Genomic DNA, 17,379 nt, shown 5'->3' with positions numbered 1-17,379 from the left:
TGGGAGTGCGCAGATGGGGAGCACGCCGATCGCGCGCCGTCTTCCGTCGTTCGCCGATTGCTTAACTTCTCGCCATATCCCTCCAATGCAAGTCCACCGCATTGCATCGCGCCGCGCCATCTGCACCTCAACGAGCAGGCCATAGAATGAACACTGCTTCCCATTTCCCCGCCGAACGCCTCCAACAGGTCCTCGACAGCGCAGTCGACACCGGGATCATCATGCTCGACGTCGATGGCATAATCACCGGCTGGAGCAAGGGCGCTGAAGCTCTCCTCGGCTGGTCGCAGGACGAAATGCTGGGCAAAACTCTGGTGGCGATCTTTCCGCCGGAAGGAGGAGCCGCCGCGCTGCTCGAGGCGGAACTGACCGACGCCAGGACCAGCGGAAAGGGAAGCGGCGAAGGATGGCGGCTACAGAGGGGCGGTGGCCGCATCTGGGCCGTTGGTGAGACAACGCCGATAATGGATGATGAGAGAAAGCTTGTCGGTTTCGTGAAAGTGCTGCGTGATCGCACCGAGCAGCGCGAGACGGAGATCGCGCTGCGAGAGCGTACCCGCGCGCTCGAGATCCTCAATCGAGCCGGAGCAGACCTCGCGCGCGAGAATGACCTGGAGAAGGTTGTTCAACTGGTAACGGATGCCGGTGTCGAGCTTACCGGAGCGCAGTTCGGCGCATTCTTCCACAACGTCATCAATCCATCGGGCGAGAGCTACATGCTCTACACGCTATCCGGTGTACCTCGCGAGGCATTCTCGAAGTTTCCCATGCCACGCAATACGGCTGTCTTTGCACCGACCTTTCTCGGAGAGGGGATTGTGCGTTGCGCCGATATCACCCAGGACAGCCGGTACGGCAAGAATGAGCCGCGAAAAGGGATGCCGGAAGGTCATCTTCCCGTACGGAGCTATCTGGCCGTGCCAGTCATCTCGCGAATGGGCGAGGTAATTGGTGGACTGTTCTTCGGGCATGCTGACATCGGCGTGTTCGACGAGGCGTCAGAAAGCGGTCTCGCTGGCCTCGCCGGCGAAGCTGCGGTCGCCATCGACAACGCCCGGCTGTACGAGGCCGCACAACGTGAGCTGCAGGAAAGACGCCGCGCTGAAGAAGCACTCAAGGAACTGAACGCCAATCTGGAGCATCTCGTCAAGCAGAAGACGGAGGAGCTGACCCAGAACGCAGAGGCGCTGCGGCAAGCCCAGAAAATGGAGGCGGTTGGGCAGTTGACGGGGGGAGTCGCCCACGATTTCAACAATCTACTGCAGATCATTGTCGGCAATCTCGACACGCTCACGCGGAACCTGCCGCCGGAAGCGGGGCGGTTGCGAAGGGCAGCCTCGCAGGCGATGAACGGCGCGAGGCGGGCAGCGGCCCTGACGCAACGGCTTCTCGCCTTTGCCCGGCGGCAGCCGCTCGACCCCAAGCCGATCGATGCCAACAGCCTGATCCGCGGCATGTCCGAACTCCTGCACCGGACGCTCGGCGAGATCTACAACATTGAAGTTGTACTCGCCGCCGGCCTCTGGAAGGCGGAAGCCGATCCCAACGAACTGGAAAGCGCGCTTCTTAATCTCGCAATCAATGCGCGCGACGCGATGCCTGAAGGCGGCAAGCTGACCATCGAGACATTCAACGCTCATCTGGACGAAGCCTATGCTTCAGCGCACGCAGAAGTGATCCCCGGACAGTATAGTGCCATCAGCGTCTCCGACACTGGGTCGGGGATGGACGCCGATACGCTGTCGCACGTGTTCGAGCCGTTCTTTACGACCAAGGACCAGGGCAAGGGCACCGGGCTTGGCCTCAGCCAGGTTTATGGGTTCGTCAAGCAATCGAAGGGCCATGTGAAGATCTACTCGGAAGTCGGAGAGGGAACGACGGTCAAGATCTACCTGCCGCGGCTCTTGTCGGACGGGGCCGATGAAGATGTGGTAGAGGCACCTGCTATCCCCGACGCTGCGCCCGGCGAGGTCATTCTTGTCGTCGAGGACGATCCGGATGTCCGTGCCTATTCGGTCGAATCGCTGCGCGAACTCGGCTACCATGTACTCGAAGCCAAGGACGGCCCTGCGGCTCTGCAGGCGCTGTCGACCCACGGTAAAGTCGATCTGATCTTTTCGGATGTGGTGTTGCCAGGCGGCATGAGCGGCGCAGACGTGGTTGCTAAAGCGCGTGAGACAGACCCGACGCTGAAGGCGTTGTTCACGACAGGCTATTCCCGCAACGCCATCGTTCATCATGGCCGGCTCGACAAGGGCGTGCATTTGCTGCCCAAGCCATTCTCCTTCGAGGATCTGGCCGTACGCGTCCGGGATGTCCTCGACCGTAACTGATGGCTCGACAGCCAGCCTTTCTGGCCGACAGCCCTCCAGCGAGGCGATGCGCTCGCGCAGGTCGGAAATAACCCGTTGACGCCGTCGTTGCGGCTCGCAATTTAGACCGCAACTCTTGGCTGGAAGGAAGCGTTGGAAAGAGGTTTGACACGGAAGGTTCCGACGGGAAGTGGCCGCAGGATTTCATCTTCGGGTACAAGCCGGTCAAGCCAATCCATCCGTTGATCGCGCGTCAGGACCGCCATCTGCCGGTCATGATAGGGCGCGATGTCGGCATTCGCCTCGATCGTCAGGATGGCATAGGCCTCGGGCCAATCTGAAGAGCCCGGCCGCCAGATCCCTGCGAAATAGAACCAGTCGCCGTTGGCGAGCGAGAAAATGAAATTCTTGCCCCCACTGCGATGACGGAACTCGGATGCCGGCACCAGGCAGCGGCGGGTTGAAAACGTCTTTCCTTCAGAGCGGACGACATTGACCGCGCGCGACCCACCATCGAGCGGACGCAGCCCCCAGGGCAGCTCGACCATCTCCACATCGCCGTCCCGCCGTCTTATGATAACGCGACGCTCGTCGAGCGGGGCGTCGGACTGGAAAACCTTCGCGTTCACCATATGTAGAACATAGCAAGAACTCAGCTTCACGACAAGACTGCGAGGAACACATGTGCAATGATTATCGGTTGATGATGGACGTGGCTTCGATCGTCGAGGATTTCGCCCACCTCAAGATCAAGATCCGTTTTGGTGAAGGTGCACCGAACGTTGATGCACGCGAGGACATCAAGATCACCGACATGGCGCCGATCGTCCGCACGATCGAGGGCACGCGGGGTGAAGGCGATCTAGTGCAGCGGCGCTGGAGCTGGCCGGGACTAAACAAGCGGCCGGTGTATAACTTTCGATCGGACGGACGCGAGTTCAACTCCAATCGCTGCCTGATCATCGCAGACGGCTTCTACGAGTTCACCGATCCAACGGAAAAGGGGAAAAAGCGCAAGGACAAGTGGCTGTTCACCAAGAAGGAGGAACCGATCTTCTGCGTCGCCGGCATCTGGCGCGACACGGATGACGTCGGGCAAGCCTTCACCATGCTGACAACGGAGCCTGGCCCGGATATCGCACCTTACCATGACCGGCAGATCGCTATCCTTGAGCGGGACGCCTGGGCCGACTGGCTCGATCCCTCTGTCTCGGCGAAATCTCTGATCAGGCCGCTTCCCGCCGGCACCCTTAATGTCGAACAGGTCGGCTGACGCGTTTTCTGTTCCACTACCGCATCTCGACAGGCTGAATTGGAACAAAATGCGCGCTGGGGGCTTCTCAGTTGCGAGGTCGCGTGCCGTCCAACCGGACGTGACAGGGTTGATGAACGCGCTCCTTGCGGCCAACGAAACGGCAGCCGAGCGTCCCACCTGTCCGGCCTGCGCCTCAGCTCCGTCGTCATTCGACGCGGATGGAGGAAGTGTACCGGGGATCGCGATGGCCAGCGACAAGCTCTCAACCTACAAGCAGAAGCGCGACTTTCAGAAGACGCAGGAGCCGAGCGGCCAGGCGAAGTTGAAGGGGTCGAACCGTCGCCGCTTCGTCATCCAGAAACATGACGCGACCCGATTGCATTACGATCTCCGGCTTGAGCTCGATGGTGTGTTCAAATCCTGGGCGGTGACCAAAGGCCCGTCTCTCGATCCACACGACAAACGTCTTGCCGTCGAGGTCGAGGATCATCCGCTCGACTACGGGGACTTTGAAGGCACGATTCCGAAAGGCCAATATGGCGGCGGCACGGTGATGCTCTGGGATCGCGGCTATTGGGAGCCGGAAGGCAGCAAGAGCCCCGAGCAGGCTCTTGCTAAGGGCGACTTCAAATTCACCCTCGAAGGCGAGCGACTGCATGGCAGCTTCGTTCTCGTGCGGATGCGTAGTGACCGTGACGGCGGCAAACGCACCAACTGGCTGCTGATCAAACACCACGATGATTTCTCCGTCGACGACAACGGCGCGGCAGTCCTGGAAGAGAACGCAACCTCTGTTGCCTCCGGCCGGACGATGGAAGCGATCGCTGCCGGCAGGGGCAAGAAGCCAAAACCGTTCATGATCGAAAGTGGCGACGTGCAGGCGGATGCCGTGTGGGACAGCAACCACGGCCTTGCAGCGGAAGAACGCAAAGCAGAAACGAAGCCCAAGAAGAAGCCGACGCCGACAAAGCCAACGAAATCCGCGATAGCGGAGTTTATCGCGCCGCAGCTCTGCGAAACGCGCGAACGTCCACCTACGGCGGACGGCTGGATCCACGAGATCAAGTTCGACGGTTACCGGATCCAGATGCGTATCGAAAACGGCGATGTGACGCTCAAGACCCGCAAGGGCCTCGACTGGACAGGCAAATATCCGGCCATCGCTGCTTCCGCCGCAAACCTGCCCGACGCGATCATTGACGGGGAGATCTGCGCGCTCGATGAAAACGGGGCGCCGGACTTCGCCGCGCTGCAGGCGGCGCTATCGGAAGGCAGGACGGATGCGCTGGTATATTTCGCCTTCGACCTGATGTTTGACGGCAATGAGGATCTTCGAGAGCTGCCGCTGACGGAGCGCAAGGATCGGCTGCAGACATTGCTGAGCGATGCAGGCGACGATCCACGCCTGCGTTTCGTCGAGCATTTCGAAACCGGCGGCGACGCCGTCTTGAAGTCTGCTTGCATGCTCTCGCTCGAAGGGATCGTCTCGAAGCAGGCCGACGCTCCCTATCAATCGGGCCGCACCGACACCTGGGTCAAATCGAAGTGCCGGGCAGGCCATGAGGTGGTGATCGGCGCATATGCCACGACCAACGGCAAGTTCCGGTCGCTGCTGGTTGGCGTCAACCGCGGCAGCCATTTCGTCTATGTCGGCCGTGTCGGCACGGGCTATGGCGCCGGCAAAGTCGATGTTCTGCTCCCCAAGCTGCGCGCGCTGGAAACGGCCAAGTCACCGTTCACCGGTATCGGGTCGCCGAAGAAGGATGCCAACGTCGTGTGGGTGAAGCCGGACCTGGTGGCGGAGATCGAGTTCGCGGGCTGGACCGCCGATGGCCTTGTCCGCCAGGCAGCGTTTAAGGGCCTGCGGGAAGATAAACCAGCAGGGGAAGTCGTCGCAGAAAAGCCTGTCTCACCCGAAGAAGCCGATGTGCCTGATCCGGAGGCAGAGGCCGAAAAGCCAGCGCCGGCAAAATCCTTCCGGAAGGGCGGCAAGGCAAATGTGATGGGCGTGCTGATCTCCAATCCCGAGAAACCGTTGTGGCCCGACGCTGGCGACGACAGGCCGGTCACCAAGGTTGAGCTTGCGAACTACTACGAAGTCGTCGGACCTTGGCTCATCGACCACATCAAAGGCCGGCCGTGCTCGATCATCCGGACGCCCGATGGCATCGGCGGTGAGCAGTTCTTCCAGCGCCATGCCATGCCCGGAACGTCGAACCTCTTGGAACTGGTGACCGTCTTCGGCGATAAGAAGCCCTACCTGCAGATCGACCGCGTAGAGGGCTTGGCGGCCATCGCCCAGATCGGCGGCGTGGAACTGCACCCCTGGAATTGCGAACCGAAACAGCCTGAGGTCCCGGGTCGGCTCGTCTTCGACCTCGATCCCGGTCCGGACGTACCCTTCTCCACCGTCGTCGAGGCAGCCCGAGAGTTGCGTGATCGGCTGGAGGAACTCGGCCTTGTCAGTTTCTGCAAGACCACGGGCGGCAAGGGGCTGCATGTCGTCACGCCGCTTGCGGTGGCGAAGGGCAAGAAACTGGCATGGCCCGAGGCAAAAGGTTTTGCGCACGACGTCTGCCTGCAGATGGCGCGGGAGAACCCAGAACTCTATTTGATCAAGATGGCGAAGAACCAACGCAACGGCCGCATCTTCCTCGACTATCTGCGCAACGATCGCATGGCGACTGCCGTGGCGCCACTGTCGCCGCGCGCCCGGCCCGGCGCTCCGGTGTCGATGCCTCTCGCATGGAGCCAGGTGAAGACGGATCTCGATCCGAAGCGATTTACCGTCCGCACGGTGCCGGCACTCCTGGCGAAGACGAGTGCCTGGCAGGACTACTGCGATGGGCAGCGATCGCTCGAACAGGCGATCAAGCGCCTTGCCAAGTCGATGAATCAGGCCGCCTGAACGCGCGATCGGTCAGATGCCATAGCGCCGGTCGAGTTCTTTAAGGGCAGACTGCACTTCATCGATCGAGACTGGCTCTGGTGTTCCTGGCACCTGGCGGAGGGCTGGCTTTGAATCAACCGCATAAAAATCCGATGCCCAGGCCGCGAGGATTGCTCGCTTGTCATCGACGCAGAGAGACGGCGCTCTCACCACATCGATTGGCCTCCGAAGCTGCGCACCCTGAAGCAGGATCGTTGGTCCCATGGCCATAGCGTTGCTGGCCGCCTGCTGCAACATATCGTGTATCATCGGACCACCTCACCGCACGTGCGGATCTTTGTCCCGCCGCAGGTGCGACGCGGGGATCACGTTATTTTCCGGTGCCAGCAGATCATGTTTCTCGGCAAAGGCGGCGAAGAGCCCACGCGCGGTCTCCGCTTCGATTTCACCGCGCAACGCGGCACTGCATGCCCTGAGCGCCACCGAGTGCGCCGCGTCCCGCAACGATGCTGGCCATTCGGCAAGATGCCGGTAGGCGTCCATCACGCCGCGAACCTCTGCCGGAAAGCCAAGGCCGACAAGAATGAAAACTGGCTGTCTGAACATATCGGGTTTCATCGCTCTCTCCTTCCCAACCCGGAATGTTGATGGATGGACGCCGTCGCAACGGCGCCCTGTTCTGCGGATAACGCAGTTACGCGGCCTTTTGCGCTTCGATCTGCGCTGGAGCAGCAGACGTCATTGCGGGAGCGCTCTGGATGGAGATCTTGCGCGGCTTCAGTGCCTCCGGGATCTCGCGAACCAGATCGATCGACAAGAGACCGTTGCTGAGGTCGGCCCCGTTCACCATGACATGATCTGCAAGTTCGAACCGATGCTCGAAGGGACGGCCGCCAATGCCGCGATGCAGGTAGCCTTCGTTTGCTGCTTCCTGCTTCTTGCCGGTGACGGTCAGAAGATTGGACTGGAAGGTGATGTCGAGATCGTCCTGCGCGAAGCCCGCCACCGCAATCGAGATCCGGTAGCTGTCGCCACCGGTCTTGACGATGTCATAGGGCGGCCAGTCGCTGATCGAGCGGGCACGCTGGGCGTTTTCGAGAAGATTGAAGACCCGGTCGAAGCCGACGCTCGAGCGGAAGAGGGGTGCATAGTCGTAAGATGTTGCCATAGCCATATCCTCCTTGAAGCAACATGGGTACGGGAGGGCCGAAAGACGACGCCTCCAGCAAGGCCAGCCCTGTCATCAGCGGCTGACGTAATCGATTTGGTTTTTGGCATATTTTGATTCAAGAGTGCGGCCAGAAAAAATTCTGGCCTTTTTGCGTGGGCCGGCCCGCCACTCAATCTAGCGCGTAAACCGCCGCGTTATCCTGAACTTCCCGAAGTCCCTTGTAGGACGCGTGCCGCAAATTGCCGTCGTCGGTCCAGCCCCGGAACTCGATCTCGGCAATCAGCGTCGGCTGGGCGAAGATATAGTTCTTGCCCTTCAGCGGAACGACAGGCGTCCTGGTCTTCAACATATCGAGCGTCGTCTTCAGGTATGTCGCGTCCTTTTCCTTGAAGCCCGTGCCGACGGCGCCGACATAGACCCAGTCATGGCCGCGGCGAGCCGCAAGCAAAAGGCTGCCGATCCCGCCTCGCGCGGCGGCTGACTGCTCGTACCCAATGACCATGAAGCTTTCGGTCTGGACGCACTTGATTTTCAGCCAGTCTCCCGTCCGGCCGGAGCGGTACGGGCTGTCGCGGTGTTTGGCGATGATACCTTCCATCCCAAGCAAGCGGGCGTTTTCCAGAAGCTCGGCGCCGTCGCCTTGCACCTCTTCGGAAAGCTGTATCGCACCAACCGCGCCATCGAGCAGATCTTCTAATAGGTGCCGGCGGAGCGACAGCTCAGTCTTCGTCAGATCGTGCCCATCGAAATACAGGAGGTCGAAGGCGAATAGGATGGACTCTGTCGAGGCCCGTTTGCCGCCGCGTCCGCCTAGCGATCGCTGCAGCGCTCCGAAGTCGGAGCGGCCCTCACCGTTGAGGACGACAGCCTCCCCGTCGAGGATCGCTGTCCCGCCCCCAAGCTCCTTAGCTGCAGCCGCAATTGTTGGGAACCGGTGTGTCCAGTCGTGGCCGCCGCGGGTGATGATCCGAACACCGCCTGGCTCGATGTGAATTGCCAGGCGATAGCCATCCCATTTAATTTCGTAGGCCCAGTTGGGGCCTGCCGGTGGGACGGACTTTAACAGTGCGAGGCATGGCTCGACCCGATCGGGCATTGGATCGAAAGGAAGGTTCGGCTGCGCGGGATCGCGCTTACGGCGCGGCTGGGATTTCGCGGTGAAGCTGTCGTCGTGCAGCAACGGCTTGGCGCGTTTGCTCATTTGCCGTTCCGGCTTTCCGCCGCTACCGACTTTTTCAAGGCATCCATGATATTGATAACGTTACTCGCCGCGGGCGACGAGGCCGGCGTCTTGACCTTGGTCTTCGTTGGCTTCTTCAGCGTCTTCTTCTTTTCGGCGATGATATCGAGCAGCCGGTCCTGCACCGGATCGATCACCATCTTCGGATTCCAGTGCTGCGTCTGCTTTTTGATCAATTGCTGCACCAAAGGCATCATGTCGGAATCCGCGGTCTCATCGCCGATGCCTGCAAAATAGGTATCCTCGTCACGGACTTCATCCCCAAATCGCAATGTCCAAAGCACAATGCCCCTGCCGCGTGGTTCCAGCATGACGGCGCGTTCGCGGCGGGAGATGACCAGCCGGGAGATGCCGACCATGTCCTGGGCTTCCATCGCGTCACGGATGACCGAAAACGCTTCCTGCCCCACCGGGTCGTTGGGCGACAGATAGTAGGGGGTGTCGAGCCAAATCCACTCGACGCTGTCGCGCGGCGTGAACGTCGAGATGTCGATCGTCTTGGTGCTTTCGAGGGCGACGTTCTCCAACTCCTCGTCTTCCAGAATGACGTATTCGTTCTCACCGCGCTGGTAGCCCTTCACCTCGTCTTCGTCCTTCACCTCTTTACCGGTGACGGAGTCGACGTAATGGCTGACCAAGCGGTTCTGGGTCTCGCGGTTCAGGGTATGGAAGCGCACCTTCTCGTTCTCGGAGATCGCTGGCATCATCTGCACGGGACAGGTTACGAGGGAGAGCTTCAGATAGCCTTTCCAGTAGGGGCGGACAGCCATTCCTTCCTCCGATCAGCTCGCGCGGCGCGTCGGCGCAGCAGCAGACTTGGATTTCGCAGCCACAATAGGCTTGGTCGCCTTCTGCCGGCCAGCGCCCTTATTGGCATTGGCGGCGGTGCGTTTCGGCTCCGCTTTCTTCGCGACCAGACCGGCGCTCTCGCGCAGGGCCTGGAGAAGATCGCTCTGCTTGGATTCTGCGGGCGCTTTCTTTTTCGGCAGCGAACGACCTTCGATCTTGGCCTTCACCAGCTCGGCAACGGCTGTTTCGTAGCGATCTTCAAATGTACTGGCGTCGAAGCTTCCCTTCTTGGTGCCAATGATGTGCTCGGCAAGCTCCAGCATCTCGCCTTCGATCTTGAGATCTGGGAGTTCCTCGAAGGCTTCCGCCGATGAGCGGACTTCGTAGTCGAAGTTCAGCGTGGTAGCGATCAAACCCTTGCCATGCGGCCGGATCAGTACCGTGCGCATACGGCGGAAGAGCACCGTACGCGCGATCGCCGCGACTTTGGCTTTCTTCATGCCATCGCGCAGCAGCATGAAGGCATCGGTCCCCATCTTGTCGGGTGCCAGGTAATAGGGCTTGTCGAAATAGACGTCGTCGATTTCGTTGCAGGGAATGAACGCGTTGATCTTCAGGGTCTTGTCGCTCTCGGGTACGGCGGCCGCGACCTCATCCGGCTCGAGAATAATGTACTGGCCGTTTTCGATCTCGTAGCCTTTGACCTGATCGTCCCGCTCGACCGGATCACCCGTTTCGCTGTCGACGAACTCGCGCCTCACACGATTGCCAGTCTTGCGGTTCAGCGTGTTGAAGGCAATGCGGGCCGACGATGATGCGGCGGTGTAGAGAGCCACGGGACAGGCAACCTCTCCGAACTTGATGAAGCCCTTCCAATTCGCTCGCGGAGCAACCATGACGCAATCTCCCTACACGACCTAGGCGATTCAAGCGAATCGGCATGGAATTGTTCCGAGTCGAAACGAATCATTTTTCAATGACTTAGCGCGATTAGGCCCGCCCGTTTTGCGAGTCCTGCGTAGAGTCCTGATTCGCATGCATCTTTTGGACGCCACGCGCGTTTTGGTGTGCAGCAACCACGAAGGAGTCCCGCCATGAGCAAACGCGAACTGATCGACACCGGTACCGACAAACGCTATGTCCGTCGTGACAAGGAAGGGAAGTTCAAGGAAAGCGTCGAGGTCTCGAGGTCGCTGTCAGCCGACGCGCGCCACGATGCCAAATACGACGCCGAGCCGGGCCAGGGCGACAGGGGCGATCGCAAGCACTGACGGATGAAGCTCGTCCCGTACAACGCCAGGGGCATCAACGGACGGGCTCGACGTGCGGCTTCGCTGGCTGGACGAGGCGAAGGCCGACGTCGTTTGCCTGCAGGAACTGAAGGCGCCGGACGAGAAGTCTCCCCCCGAGAGACAAAGCGCGCCTGGTACGGTGCGATCTGGCACGGCCAGAAACCCTTGAATGGCGTTGCGGTTCTCGTCCGCGATCAGGACCCGCGCGAAACGCGTCCAGGACTTCCAGGCGACCCCGACGACAGCCGCAGCCGCTACATCGAAGCGGCGATCGACGGTATCGTCGTGGGTTGTCTTTATCTTCCAAAGGGGAATCCCGCGCCTGGCCCAAAGTTCGACGACAAGCTCCGCTGGTTCGAACGGTTGCACGCCTACGCGGATGAACTGCTGGAACTCGATGTGCCAGTGGCGCTCGTCGGCAACTTCAACGTCTGCCGAGAGACCTCGACGTCTACAAGCCGGAGCGGTGGATGGACGACGCGTTGTTTCGTCCGGACGTGAGAGCCGCGTTCGCCGACCTCGTGGCCCTGGGCTGGACAGACGCGATGCGATACCTCCATCCCGATGAGCGCATCTATACATTCTGGAAGTATTTCCGGAACGCCTTCGCTCGTGATGCCGGTTTGCGCATCGACCATTTTCTGCTGAACCCGTCCCTGCCTGGACGGCTAACGGCGTGCGGTGTCGTCAAGTTTGCGCGTTCTTGGGAGCACACGAGTGATCATGCACCCACGTGGATTGAACTCGATGACCGGTAACTTACCTTATGGCCAGATACCCGTCTACCCGCCCCTCTCCCGGGAGTCTGCGGCGGAGATATCAATAGAAGGAGCGATTAGAATACTGAAGCGCGGTTCCGCTTTCCAATGTCGGTAGATTGGCTTCCTCAACCTTTGAGAGATGCAGGAAAACGTCGTCAGTGCCTTCGTCAGGCGTGATGAAACCGAAACCCTTAGCTGGGCTGAACCATTTCACCTTACCCGTGAGCATATATGATTTTCCTCTTACGAGGAGAATTGCCTGAATTTTTGCAGCCGCCATTCGCATACGCGGTCGGCAATGGCTCCCTTAAGCACCGGGATTTAGTTCGCGAAAGGTAATCGAATAACGAAGCTTGTCGACCGCAGGGATGGAATGCTCCCAGACAGTTCGTGCATCACCCGCCATCACGTATGCCGATCCAGGTTCGAGAATAATCGAGCTGCGCTGCCACTTGTCGCCGTGGCGTCGCCTTAGCCTGAATGTGCAGGGAGAGAGAAGCGAAATTCCCACCACCCGACCGAAGACAAATTTATCCTTGTGCCAGCCGATCGGAGCGCCGGAACCATATTCGGTCACCAAAGCCTGTTCCAACCGGTCGGGATCGATACCGGCGAAACTGCCGGCAAGCGCGCGCACGGGCAAAAGAAACGGCGGAATATCGTTGCCTTTCCGAACCCGCTGGGTATCGAAGTCGTATTTCCAGCCGTACGAAACCGTCCTGCGCTTGCCTTCGAAGCCGTGGAAATCGAATGCCGCGAACGGAAGTCCGGGCATCGTTTCCAGAAGGGCCTGCTGCAGATTGTCGGGGACGACATCCGGCGTATAACGAAACCCGTTCGGCAGCGCAGGCTCGATTGCACCGAAGAGGTCATGCTGTTCCATTATGCTCATATGCGGCTCTCAAAGTTGCCTATTGCCTCAATGGACGCTCGGCGTTTTCATCACGGTCGCGAAGTCCTCGGCGACCAGTTCGCTGACGGCGATCAGGATCTCCTCGCGCGAGAAACCCGTCTGCAGCGCACTGCGGATCAGGTCCTGAAGCTCAGGTTCTATGACGTCGCGGCAATCCTCCAGGCGCTCTTCGGAGATCGTTAGGCTGGTGAGTTCTTCCATTCGTTTATCCTTTCGAGGACTGTCGCACGGCGTCGGGGCGCGATAGGGCACTACCGAGCGGAGGCCTTCCGCGTCGGCGCGGCGATCAGCCCTTCACGCTGCAGCTTCATGTGTGCGGCTTTGCGATGGCGGCTGATCGCCTGCGCCTTTTCCCGAACGCGGCGTTCGGACGGCTTTTCGTAAGCGCGCCCTTCCTTCATTTCGCGAAAAAGTCCTTCGCGCTGCATCTTCTTCTTCAGAACCCTGAGGGCCCGACATTGTTGTCTCTGACGAGCACTTGCATTGTCTTCTTCTCTTGTGAGCATCGTAATCAGCCGAGCTGTTCGGCGATAATTTCCTGCAGTTCGCGGCGTGTGAGGAGGCAGGGATATGGTTTCCACTTTCCGGTCGGTCGAACGACGGTCTCATCGCGATCCCGCGGCTTCGCGGCCGCAGGCGCGGCAGCGATGTTTATCTTGTTCAATGAGTTTCCTTTTGCCTGCCAATCGGCAGGCATCATCAGTACTTGTTGGATTGGCCCGTCACGAAACAGTCGGAGGGCGCCAGCTTGCCGTCGGCTAAAAAGACGACGGACGAATCCCAAAGGGTTGTCTGGCGAGTCCAAGACATGGGTACTCGCAAAGAATATTACAATCCCCCGGAGTGGGCATCCGTGCACCGTCACTAAAGGCGGCCACGGCGTTGAGCCCATTTGCAATACGCGAAAACGCGTCCGCCTTCGGCATGCCCCATTGCTACTGATTGCCGGACAGGGCAACGCGTCGTCCATTGCGTTCAGCGTGGGGTAATGCCCAACCAGTTCAGCCGCGAGTACGCGCGTCTATTTGGTCTGCCACCACTGCGAGATCTTGCCCATGCCCGGAACTGAGAGCGCATTGCCAGCGCCTTCCCTTGCTAAAGGTCAATCACAACCCGCCGCAAGATCGCCTTGAAAGGACTCGAATCGCCGGCCCCCGTCGTTCAGGTGGCTTATATCTGCGTTAAATTTTGAAATACTGCGCCGCACAAAGAAGCTGACCGCAATTCACAGAGCGCATGTGTCGTCGAACGAAAGAGGCAAAAGTCATGAGATCTACTCTTCGTATTACGCCTATTCTTGTTTTCCTCAGCACCATTCCGGCTTTGGTGGCTTGCTCCGCAGGCTCTGAAATTCCCCGTGGTCGGTGCGATCCCGTAGCTGCACGCGCGCTGGTCGGGCAACCAAAGCCGACCGACAAGGAAGCCGGGCAACAAACTGGGGCAACCGTCGTACGCCAAATTGCACCCGGTCAGCCCGTCACCCATGATTTCCGAGATAATAGGGTGACCCTCGAGACCGATCCGACCTCCGGCCGCGTGGTGGGGGCAACCTGCGGGTAGGCCAGACAACAAGGTTGGCCGGTGCGATTTCGTCCTCGATGGTGATGAACATGGGTGGACCGCACATCCGACTTTAGTGGGGTCAAGGCTTCAATCCCCCGGCTGCACGGTCCGCGCGTGCAACTCGCGACGAAGAGTTAAGTTCCCCGAATCATCCGAGACTGCAACCTCCGACTATTGACTCCCGAAACAACGAGAACATAATAAGAACACGTTGCAAGGCAAGTGGGCCGCGCCGCGACCTCCTTGCCGCACACTCTCGGAACTCCGCGCGGCCCTCAACCTTGATCGCAACATCGTCCCAAAGACGTTTTTGACGAGATCCGCCTGCCAAACAAGCAGGTCGTACGCTGGCGCTTGTCGATCACGAAAACCGGTGGGAGATTGCAGCCTACCGCATTCCGTCAGGCAGCGAGCTTCTGATGTTTGTAACTGGCGAGCCAATCCAGCGATCGTCCGCGGGCGGCCCGAACCTTTTGCTGAACAACATTGCGCGAAAACAAAAACGGCAAACGGATGGAACTTTCCGTCCACAACCCCGTTTGACGCGCGGATCGTGCGGCGAACCCTTTCCGTGGTGATCCCTTCAAAGCCCTGCGGTTCGTTGCGCGGTCCACCTCGCCGGGAACTTCTCGCCCTTTTTTCCGTTACAGCAACTCGGTACGCTTTGAGGGACTGAACATGCCGGTTTTTTATTTCCATGTTCGAAATGGCGAAAACTTCGAAGAAGATCCAGAGGGGATTGATCTCCCTACAATTGAGAAGGCGGAAGAGGAAGCTATTCTCGGAGCGAGGGAAATTCTAGCGGAAAGGCTGCGGTCTGGTGAGGTCGTCGACGGCCAGTCCTTCGTCATCACTTCTGAAGATGGTCGCGTTCTTCGCGAGGTCCCTTTCAAATCTGTGTTGAAGTTCGACTAGCGCAGATCGGATAGTATCCTAATTACTTACTTGTCCTGGCGGCCGATGTTTCGTCATATTTACTGCCGGCCCTTACTTTCTGCCCCCGTAGCGAACCGTGCACCCCGAGGCGTTAGGCAGAAATGCGGGACCGGCACCCTCGCTTGGCTTCACCTCGTATTCAGTTTCGACCTGCGAGGATCAGCAATAAATGCAGCCTATTTGGTAGGCGAGTGCACGAAGCCAGGTCCGACAGTTTTCATTCGGCCTGAAAGCTTTGCTGGATAGGCATCCAGAAATCGCCCCTTATGGGCCGACGGCAAATCATTTAACCGAACTAATCGAGACCTATGGCGATGCCTTGAGGTCCAGAGAGAAATACCAGACCGATAGCGGTAATCACGGAATAGTTGTCGCTCACTATATAAGCGTCTGCATGAATTGGAGGAGCACCTCCTATAGAGCCTGACCCCCAACAAGCGGTAGTAGCGCTTTATCCGGCGGGTGGCTGGTGAGCTAGCCGCCATTTTGCGCCGCAGACAGCCGCTGGCGCTCCATTCGATCGATTGGTTCTCTCAAGTCGAGCAAGATATCCCGAGCGTCGTAAACCGAGCCCTGAGCCGTCTTGACTTCATCGATCTGGCGCTGCTGGTCGATGAAGCGCTGGTCATAGTTGCCGAACACTCGGTCCAGTTCCTCCCGCGGCACCTGGGCGTCACGTAGTTCCTTGACGCCAGAATCGGCCTGGCGCGGTCTTCTGCGCTGCGCTGAGTGCTCCTTCCGGTTCCTTCCGAGTGACCATCTTGTCAGCGAGGATGCTGACAGACTGCTTCAAGTCGTTGGTCGCCTCCCGGATCGGGATATAAGCCAAGCCGCCCAGCATGACGGCAACGTCCAAGAATTGGGCCCATATCGCAGTACAGCTCGACAGCACGCATTGGCTTGTCATTTTCATCCACGAGAACGGCGTCGTTTCGACGGTGTTGGACAGCGACGATTTCATCGACGTGATCCTGGATCAGGCCAAGAGCGCGACGCTGTGACCGCGGGCACATGTCACGCGGTTTTCACACGACAGTCTGCACCCTCACGTTTAGGTTCTCGCGCGATACGGGTGGCCAGGCGTTTTGTGGAGTTACTGCGTTATGAAAATCGACATGTCGACCGAATTTGATCAAGTCATCCTCATCTTCGAGGATCCAAGCCGCCGGCTGATAGTTCGAACCGCTCTTGAGGCTGCCAACGCTTTGATCAAGGAGTGGCCATCAGATGATGGCGAGGAATTTCTAACCGCGGTGAAAGCGTGTCTCGACGTGATGACGGGAAAAACCAGTAGCAGGGAGCTGAGAAGCGCTATTCTCCGGGCAGCTAACGAAGCTGGTGTGGCCGCGGTCGCCGTCATCCATTGAAAATCTCCACCCGCATCGAGGCGCTGGCCGAGCCGGACCCGACCGGCGGGCCCAGTTGCAAATACCGATCGGCCACTGTCACGAGTTGTTGAGTATCGCTGAGCCCGTTCGCCTCTTATCTCTTAGACGTGCTCTCCGACTGCCGCGGAAGGACCCGCCATGGCAAGAATCGACTACGTGGAAGACTCGGTCTACACCGAAATCCTGGGTGCTCCGCAGACCGCCAATCTGCTGCGCGCCATCTTCAATGCGCCGCCTTGGGCCGAAGCATTTGTCAGGCTAGGCATCGTACAGATGACGCGCTCGGCGCTTCCCCTAGAATCGCGAGCTGATCTTCATCCGCATGGTCCACAAGCACCGCACCGGCTATATTCTGCACAACCACCACGATGGCGCAGTAAAATCCGGGCTGACAAGCGAGCAAATGCAGGAATTACAAAAACCGGGCCATGCCCCCGCACATTTTTCGCCGCGCCAGCTCAGCATTCTGGCCCTCGTCGATGCCGCTGGACTGCCGGCAGAGGCCGATGGTGCGTTGGTGCGGGAGGCGAAATCCCATCTGAGCGACGCGGAAATCATCGAGGTGTTCGGGCGTGATCGGCCTTGCCTTCACCGTCTCCTGCATCACCGTTTCGCTGGATATCGCACCGGACGGTGAGCCCTTCAAGCATATGGATGCTCTGAAGTCCGCACTCAGTCCGTGAAGCGCGCCTTCGCCGTAGAGGCCATCATCATCCCACGCTGGACTTATTGGCAATCTATATCACGACAAAAACCCATCAGACGATGATGGGGCGGTGGCGGGATAGCATCTGGTTGTCATTTCATTGACATCCACCGCTTATATGTCGGCCTCGCTGATGCTGCACCATCAGTCGGAGAAGGGTCCC

Annotated in this window: 21 protein-coding genes and 2 pseudogenes; 9 read left to right on the top strand and 14 right to left on the bottom strand. The window is 59.3% G+C overall.

Features of this window, described 5'->3' with window-relative positions:
* Positions 1-146: 146 nt before the first annotated feature.
* Entirely contained in the window at positions 147-2,333 is a 2,187-nt protein-coding gene (locus tag AB8B33_RS36250; protein WP_439019177.1) for an ATP-binding protein, read from the top strand.
* 101 nt (positions 2,334-2,434) lie between these two features.
* Here the strand turns inward: AB8B33_RS36250 and AB8B33_RS36245 are convergent, their stop codons facing one another.
* Positions 2,435-2,944: an SOS response-associated peptidase gene (locus AB8B33_RS36245; RefSeq protein WP_310384329.1), complete on the bottom strand. Its 510-nt coding sequence runs from the start codon at positions 2,942-2,944 to the stop codon at positions 2,435-2,437.
* A gap of 50 nt (positions 2,945-2,994) precedes the next feature.
* On the opposite strand from AB8B33_RS36245, the gene AB8B33_RS36240 reads away from it, so the two are divergent.
* Together AB8B33_RS36240 and ligD (AB8B33_RS36235) are read left to right on the top strand one after the other, a co-directional pair.
* The gene (locus tag AB8B33_RS36240) at positions 2,995-3,585 is read left to right on the top strand and encodes an SOS response-associated peptidase (RefSeq protein WP_439019176.1); all 591 of its coding nucleotides are present in this window, start codon (positions 2,995-2,997) and stop codon (positions 3,583-3,585) included.
* 226 nt (positions 3,586-3,811) lie between these two features.
* The gene (ligD, locus tag AB8B33_RS36235) at positions 3,812-6,475 is read left to right on the top strand and encodes a DNA ligase D (protein WP_439019175.1); all 2,664 of its coding nucleotides are present in this window, start codon (positions 3,812-3,814) and stop codon (positions 6,473-6,475) included.
* A 12-nt stretch (positions 6,476-6,487) separates the two neighbouring features.
* On the opposite strand, the gene AB8B33_RS36230 is transcribed toward ligD (AB8B33_RS36235), so the two are convergent.
* The 6 genes from AB8B33_RS36230 to AB8B33_RS36205 all read right to left on the bottom strand — a co-directional run bounded on the left by AB8B33_RS36230 (position 6,488) and on the right by AB8B33_RS36205 (position 10,553).
* On the bottom strand, positions 6,488-6,766 hold the full coding sequence (locus AB8B33_RS36230) for a hypothetical protein (RefSeq protein WP_310384323.1): 279 nt from the start codon (positions 6,764-6,766) through the stop codon (positions 6,488-6,490).
* Positions 6,767-6,775: 9 nt separating this feature from the next.
* Positions 6,776-7,075, bottom strand: a complete 300-nt coding sequence (locus AB8B33_RS36225) for a DUF982 domain-containing protein (protein WP_310384322.1) — start codon at positions 7,073-7,075, stop codon at positions 6,776-6,778.
* A gap of 76 nt (positions 7,076-7,151) precedes the next feature.
* Entirely contained in the window at positions 7,152-7,625 is a 474-nt protein-coding gene (locus AB8B33_RS36220) for an Hsp20 family protein (RefSeq protein ID WP_439019174.1), read from the bottom strand.
* 172 nt (positions 7,626-7,797) lie between these two features.
* Positions 7,798-8,829: a non-homologous end-joining DNA ligase gene (gene ligD, locus AB8B33_RS36215; protein ID WP_439019173.1), complete on the bottom strand. Its 1,032-nt coding sequence runs from the start codon at positions 8,827-8,829 to the stop codon at positions 7,798-7,800.
* Entirely contained in the window at positions 8,826-9,638 is an 813-nt protein-coding gene (locus AB8B33_RS36210; protein WP_310384315.1) for a non-homologous end joining protein Ku, read from the bottom strand. The genes ligD (AB8B33_RS36215) and AB8B33_RS36210 overlap by 4 nt, the downstream gene beginning before the upstream one ends.
* A 12-nt stretch (positions 9,639-9,650) precedes the next feature.
* Entirely contained in the window at positions 9,651-10,553 is a 903-nt protein-coding gene (locus AB8B33_RS36205) for a non-homologous end joining protein Ku (RefSeq protein ID WP_310384313.1), read from the bottom strand.
* Between the two features lie 198 nt (positions 10,554-10,751).
* On the opposite strand from AB8B33_RS36205, the gene AB8B33_RS36200 reads away from it, so the two are divergent.
* The gene (locus tag AB8B33_RS36200; protein WP_439019172.1) at positions 10,752-10,928 is read left to right on the top strand and encodes a hypothetical protein; all 177 of its coding nucleotides are present in this window, start codon (positions 10,752-10,754) and stop codon (positions 10,926-10,928) included.
* Between the two features lie 3 nt (positions 10,929-10,931).
* Positions 10,932-11,707, top strand: a pseudogene (gene xth / locus AB8B33_RS36195) (exodeoxyribonuclease III).
* 61 nt (positions 11,708-11,768) lie between these two features.
* Here xth and AB8B33_RS36190 read toward each other — a convergent pair.
* The 5 genes and pseudogenes from AB8B33_RS36190 to AB8B33_RS36170 form a co-directional block, all read right to left on the bottom strand.
* Positions 11,769-11,939, bottom strand: a complete 171-nt coding sequence (locus AB8B33_RS36190; protein WP_310384309.1) for a cold-shock protein — start codon at positions 11,937-11,939, stop codon at positions 11,769-11,771.
* 78 nt (positions 11,940-12,017) lie between these two features.
* Entirely contained in the window at positions 12,018-12,602 is a 585-nt protein-coding gene (locus AB8B33_RS36185; protein WP_439019171.1) for an alpha-ketoglutarate-dependent dioxygenase AlkB, read from the bottom strand.
* A gap of 27 nt (positions 12,603-12,629) precedes the next feature.
* Positions 12,630-12,824, bottom strand: a complete 195-nt coding sequence (locus AB8B33_RS36180) for a hypothetical protein (protein WP_310384305.1) — start codon at positions 12,822-12,824, stop codon at positions 12,630-12,632.
* Between the two features lie 50 nt (positions 12,825-12,874).
* Positions 12,875-13,107, bottom strand: a pseudogene (gene rpsU / locus AB8B33_RS36175) (30S ribosomal protein S21).
* A 27-nt stretch (positions 13,108-13,134) separates the two neighbouring features.
* Positions 13,135-13,287: a hypothetical protein gene (locus AB8B33_RS36170; protein WP_310384303.1), complete on the bottom strand. Its 153-nt coding sequence runs from the start codon at positions 13,285-13,287 to the stop codon at positions 13,135-13,137.
* Between the two features lie 572 nt (positions 13,288-13,859).
* Between AB8B33_RS36170 and AB8B33_RS36165 the strand changes: the two genes are divergently transcribed.
* Together AB8B33_RS36165 and AB8B33_RS36160 are read left to right on the top strand one after the other, a co-directional pair.
* Positions 13,860-14,183 carry an I78 family peptidase inhibitor gene (locus AB8B33_RS36165; RefSeq protein ID WP_439019170.1) on the top strand — a complete coding sequence of 108 codons (324 nt, stop codon included), beginning with the start codon at positions 13,860-13,862 and terminating at the stop codon, positions 14,181-14,183.
* Between the two features lie 681 nt (positions 14,184-14,864).
* On the top strand, positions 14,865-15,101 hold the full coding sequence (locus AB8B33_RS36160) for a DUF6894 family protein (RefSeq protein WP_310384300.1): 237 nt from the start codon (positions 14,865-14,867) through the stop codon (positions 15,099-15,101).
* Positions 15,102-15,596: 495 nt separating this feature from the next.
* Here AB8B33_RS36160 and AB8B33_RS36155 read toward each other — a convergent pair whose 3' ends face one another.
* The gene (locus AB8B33_RS36155; RefSeq protein ID WP_310384298.1) at positions 15,597-15,764 is read right to left on the bottom strand and encodes a hypothetical protein; all 168 of its coding nucleotides are present in this window, start codon (positions 15,762-15,764) and stop codon (positions 15,597-15,599) included.
* Positions 15,765-15,961: 197 nt separating this feature from the next.
* Between AB8B33_RS36155 and AB8B33_RS36150 the strand changes: the two genes are divergently transcribed.
* Both AB8B33_RS36150 and AB8B33_RS36145 read left to right on the top strand, forming a co-directional pair.
* Positions 15,962-16,123: a hypothetical protein gene (locus AB8B33_RS36150; protein ID WP_310384296.1), complete on the top strand. Its 162-nt coding sequence runs from the start codon at positions 15,962-15,964 to the stop codon at positions 16,121-16,123.
* A gap of 102 nt (positions 16,124-16,225) precedes the next feature.
* Positions 16,226-16,489, top strand: coding sequence for a DUF982 domain-containing protein (locus tag AB8B33_RS36145; RefSeq protein ID WP_310384293.1), 264 nt, complete (start codon positions 16,226-16,228; stop codon positions 16,487-16,489).
* A 433-nt stretch (positions 16,490-16,922) separates the two neighbouring features.
* On the opposite strand, the gene AB8B33_RS36140 is transcribed toward AB8B33_RS36145, so the two are convergent.
* On the bottom strand, positions 16,923-17,114 hold the full coding sequence (locus AB8B33_RS36140; protein ID WP_310384291.1) for a hypothetical protein: 192 nt from the start codon (positions 17,112-17,114) through the stop codon (positions 16,923-16,925).
* Positions 17,115-17,379: the final 265 nt, after the last annotated feature.

Source organism: Rhizobium sp. 768_B6_N1_8 (assembly GCF_051811225.1).
Taxonomy (GTDB): Bacteria; Pseudomonadota; Alphaproteobacteria; order Rhizobiales; family Rhizobiaceae; genus Rhizobium.
Note: the sequence above shows the minus strand (reverse complement) of the source record. Positions and strands in the feature narration are given on the sequence as shown.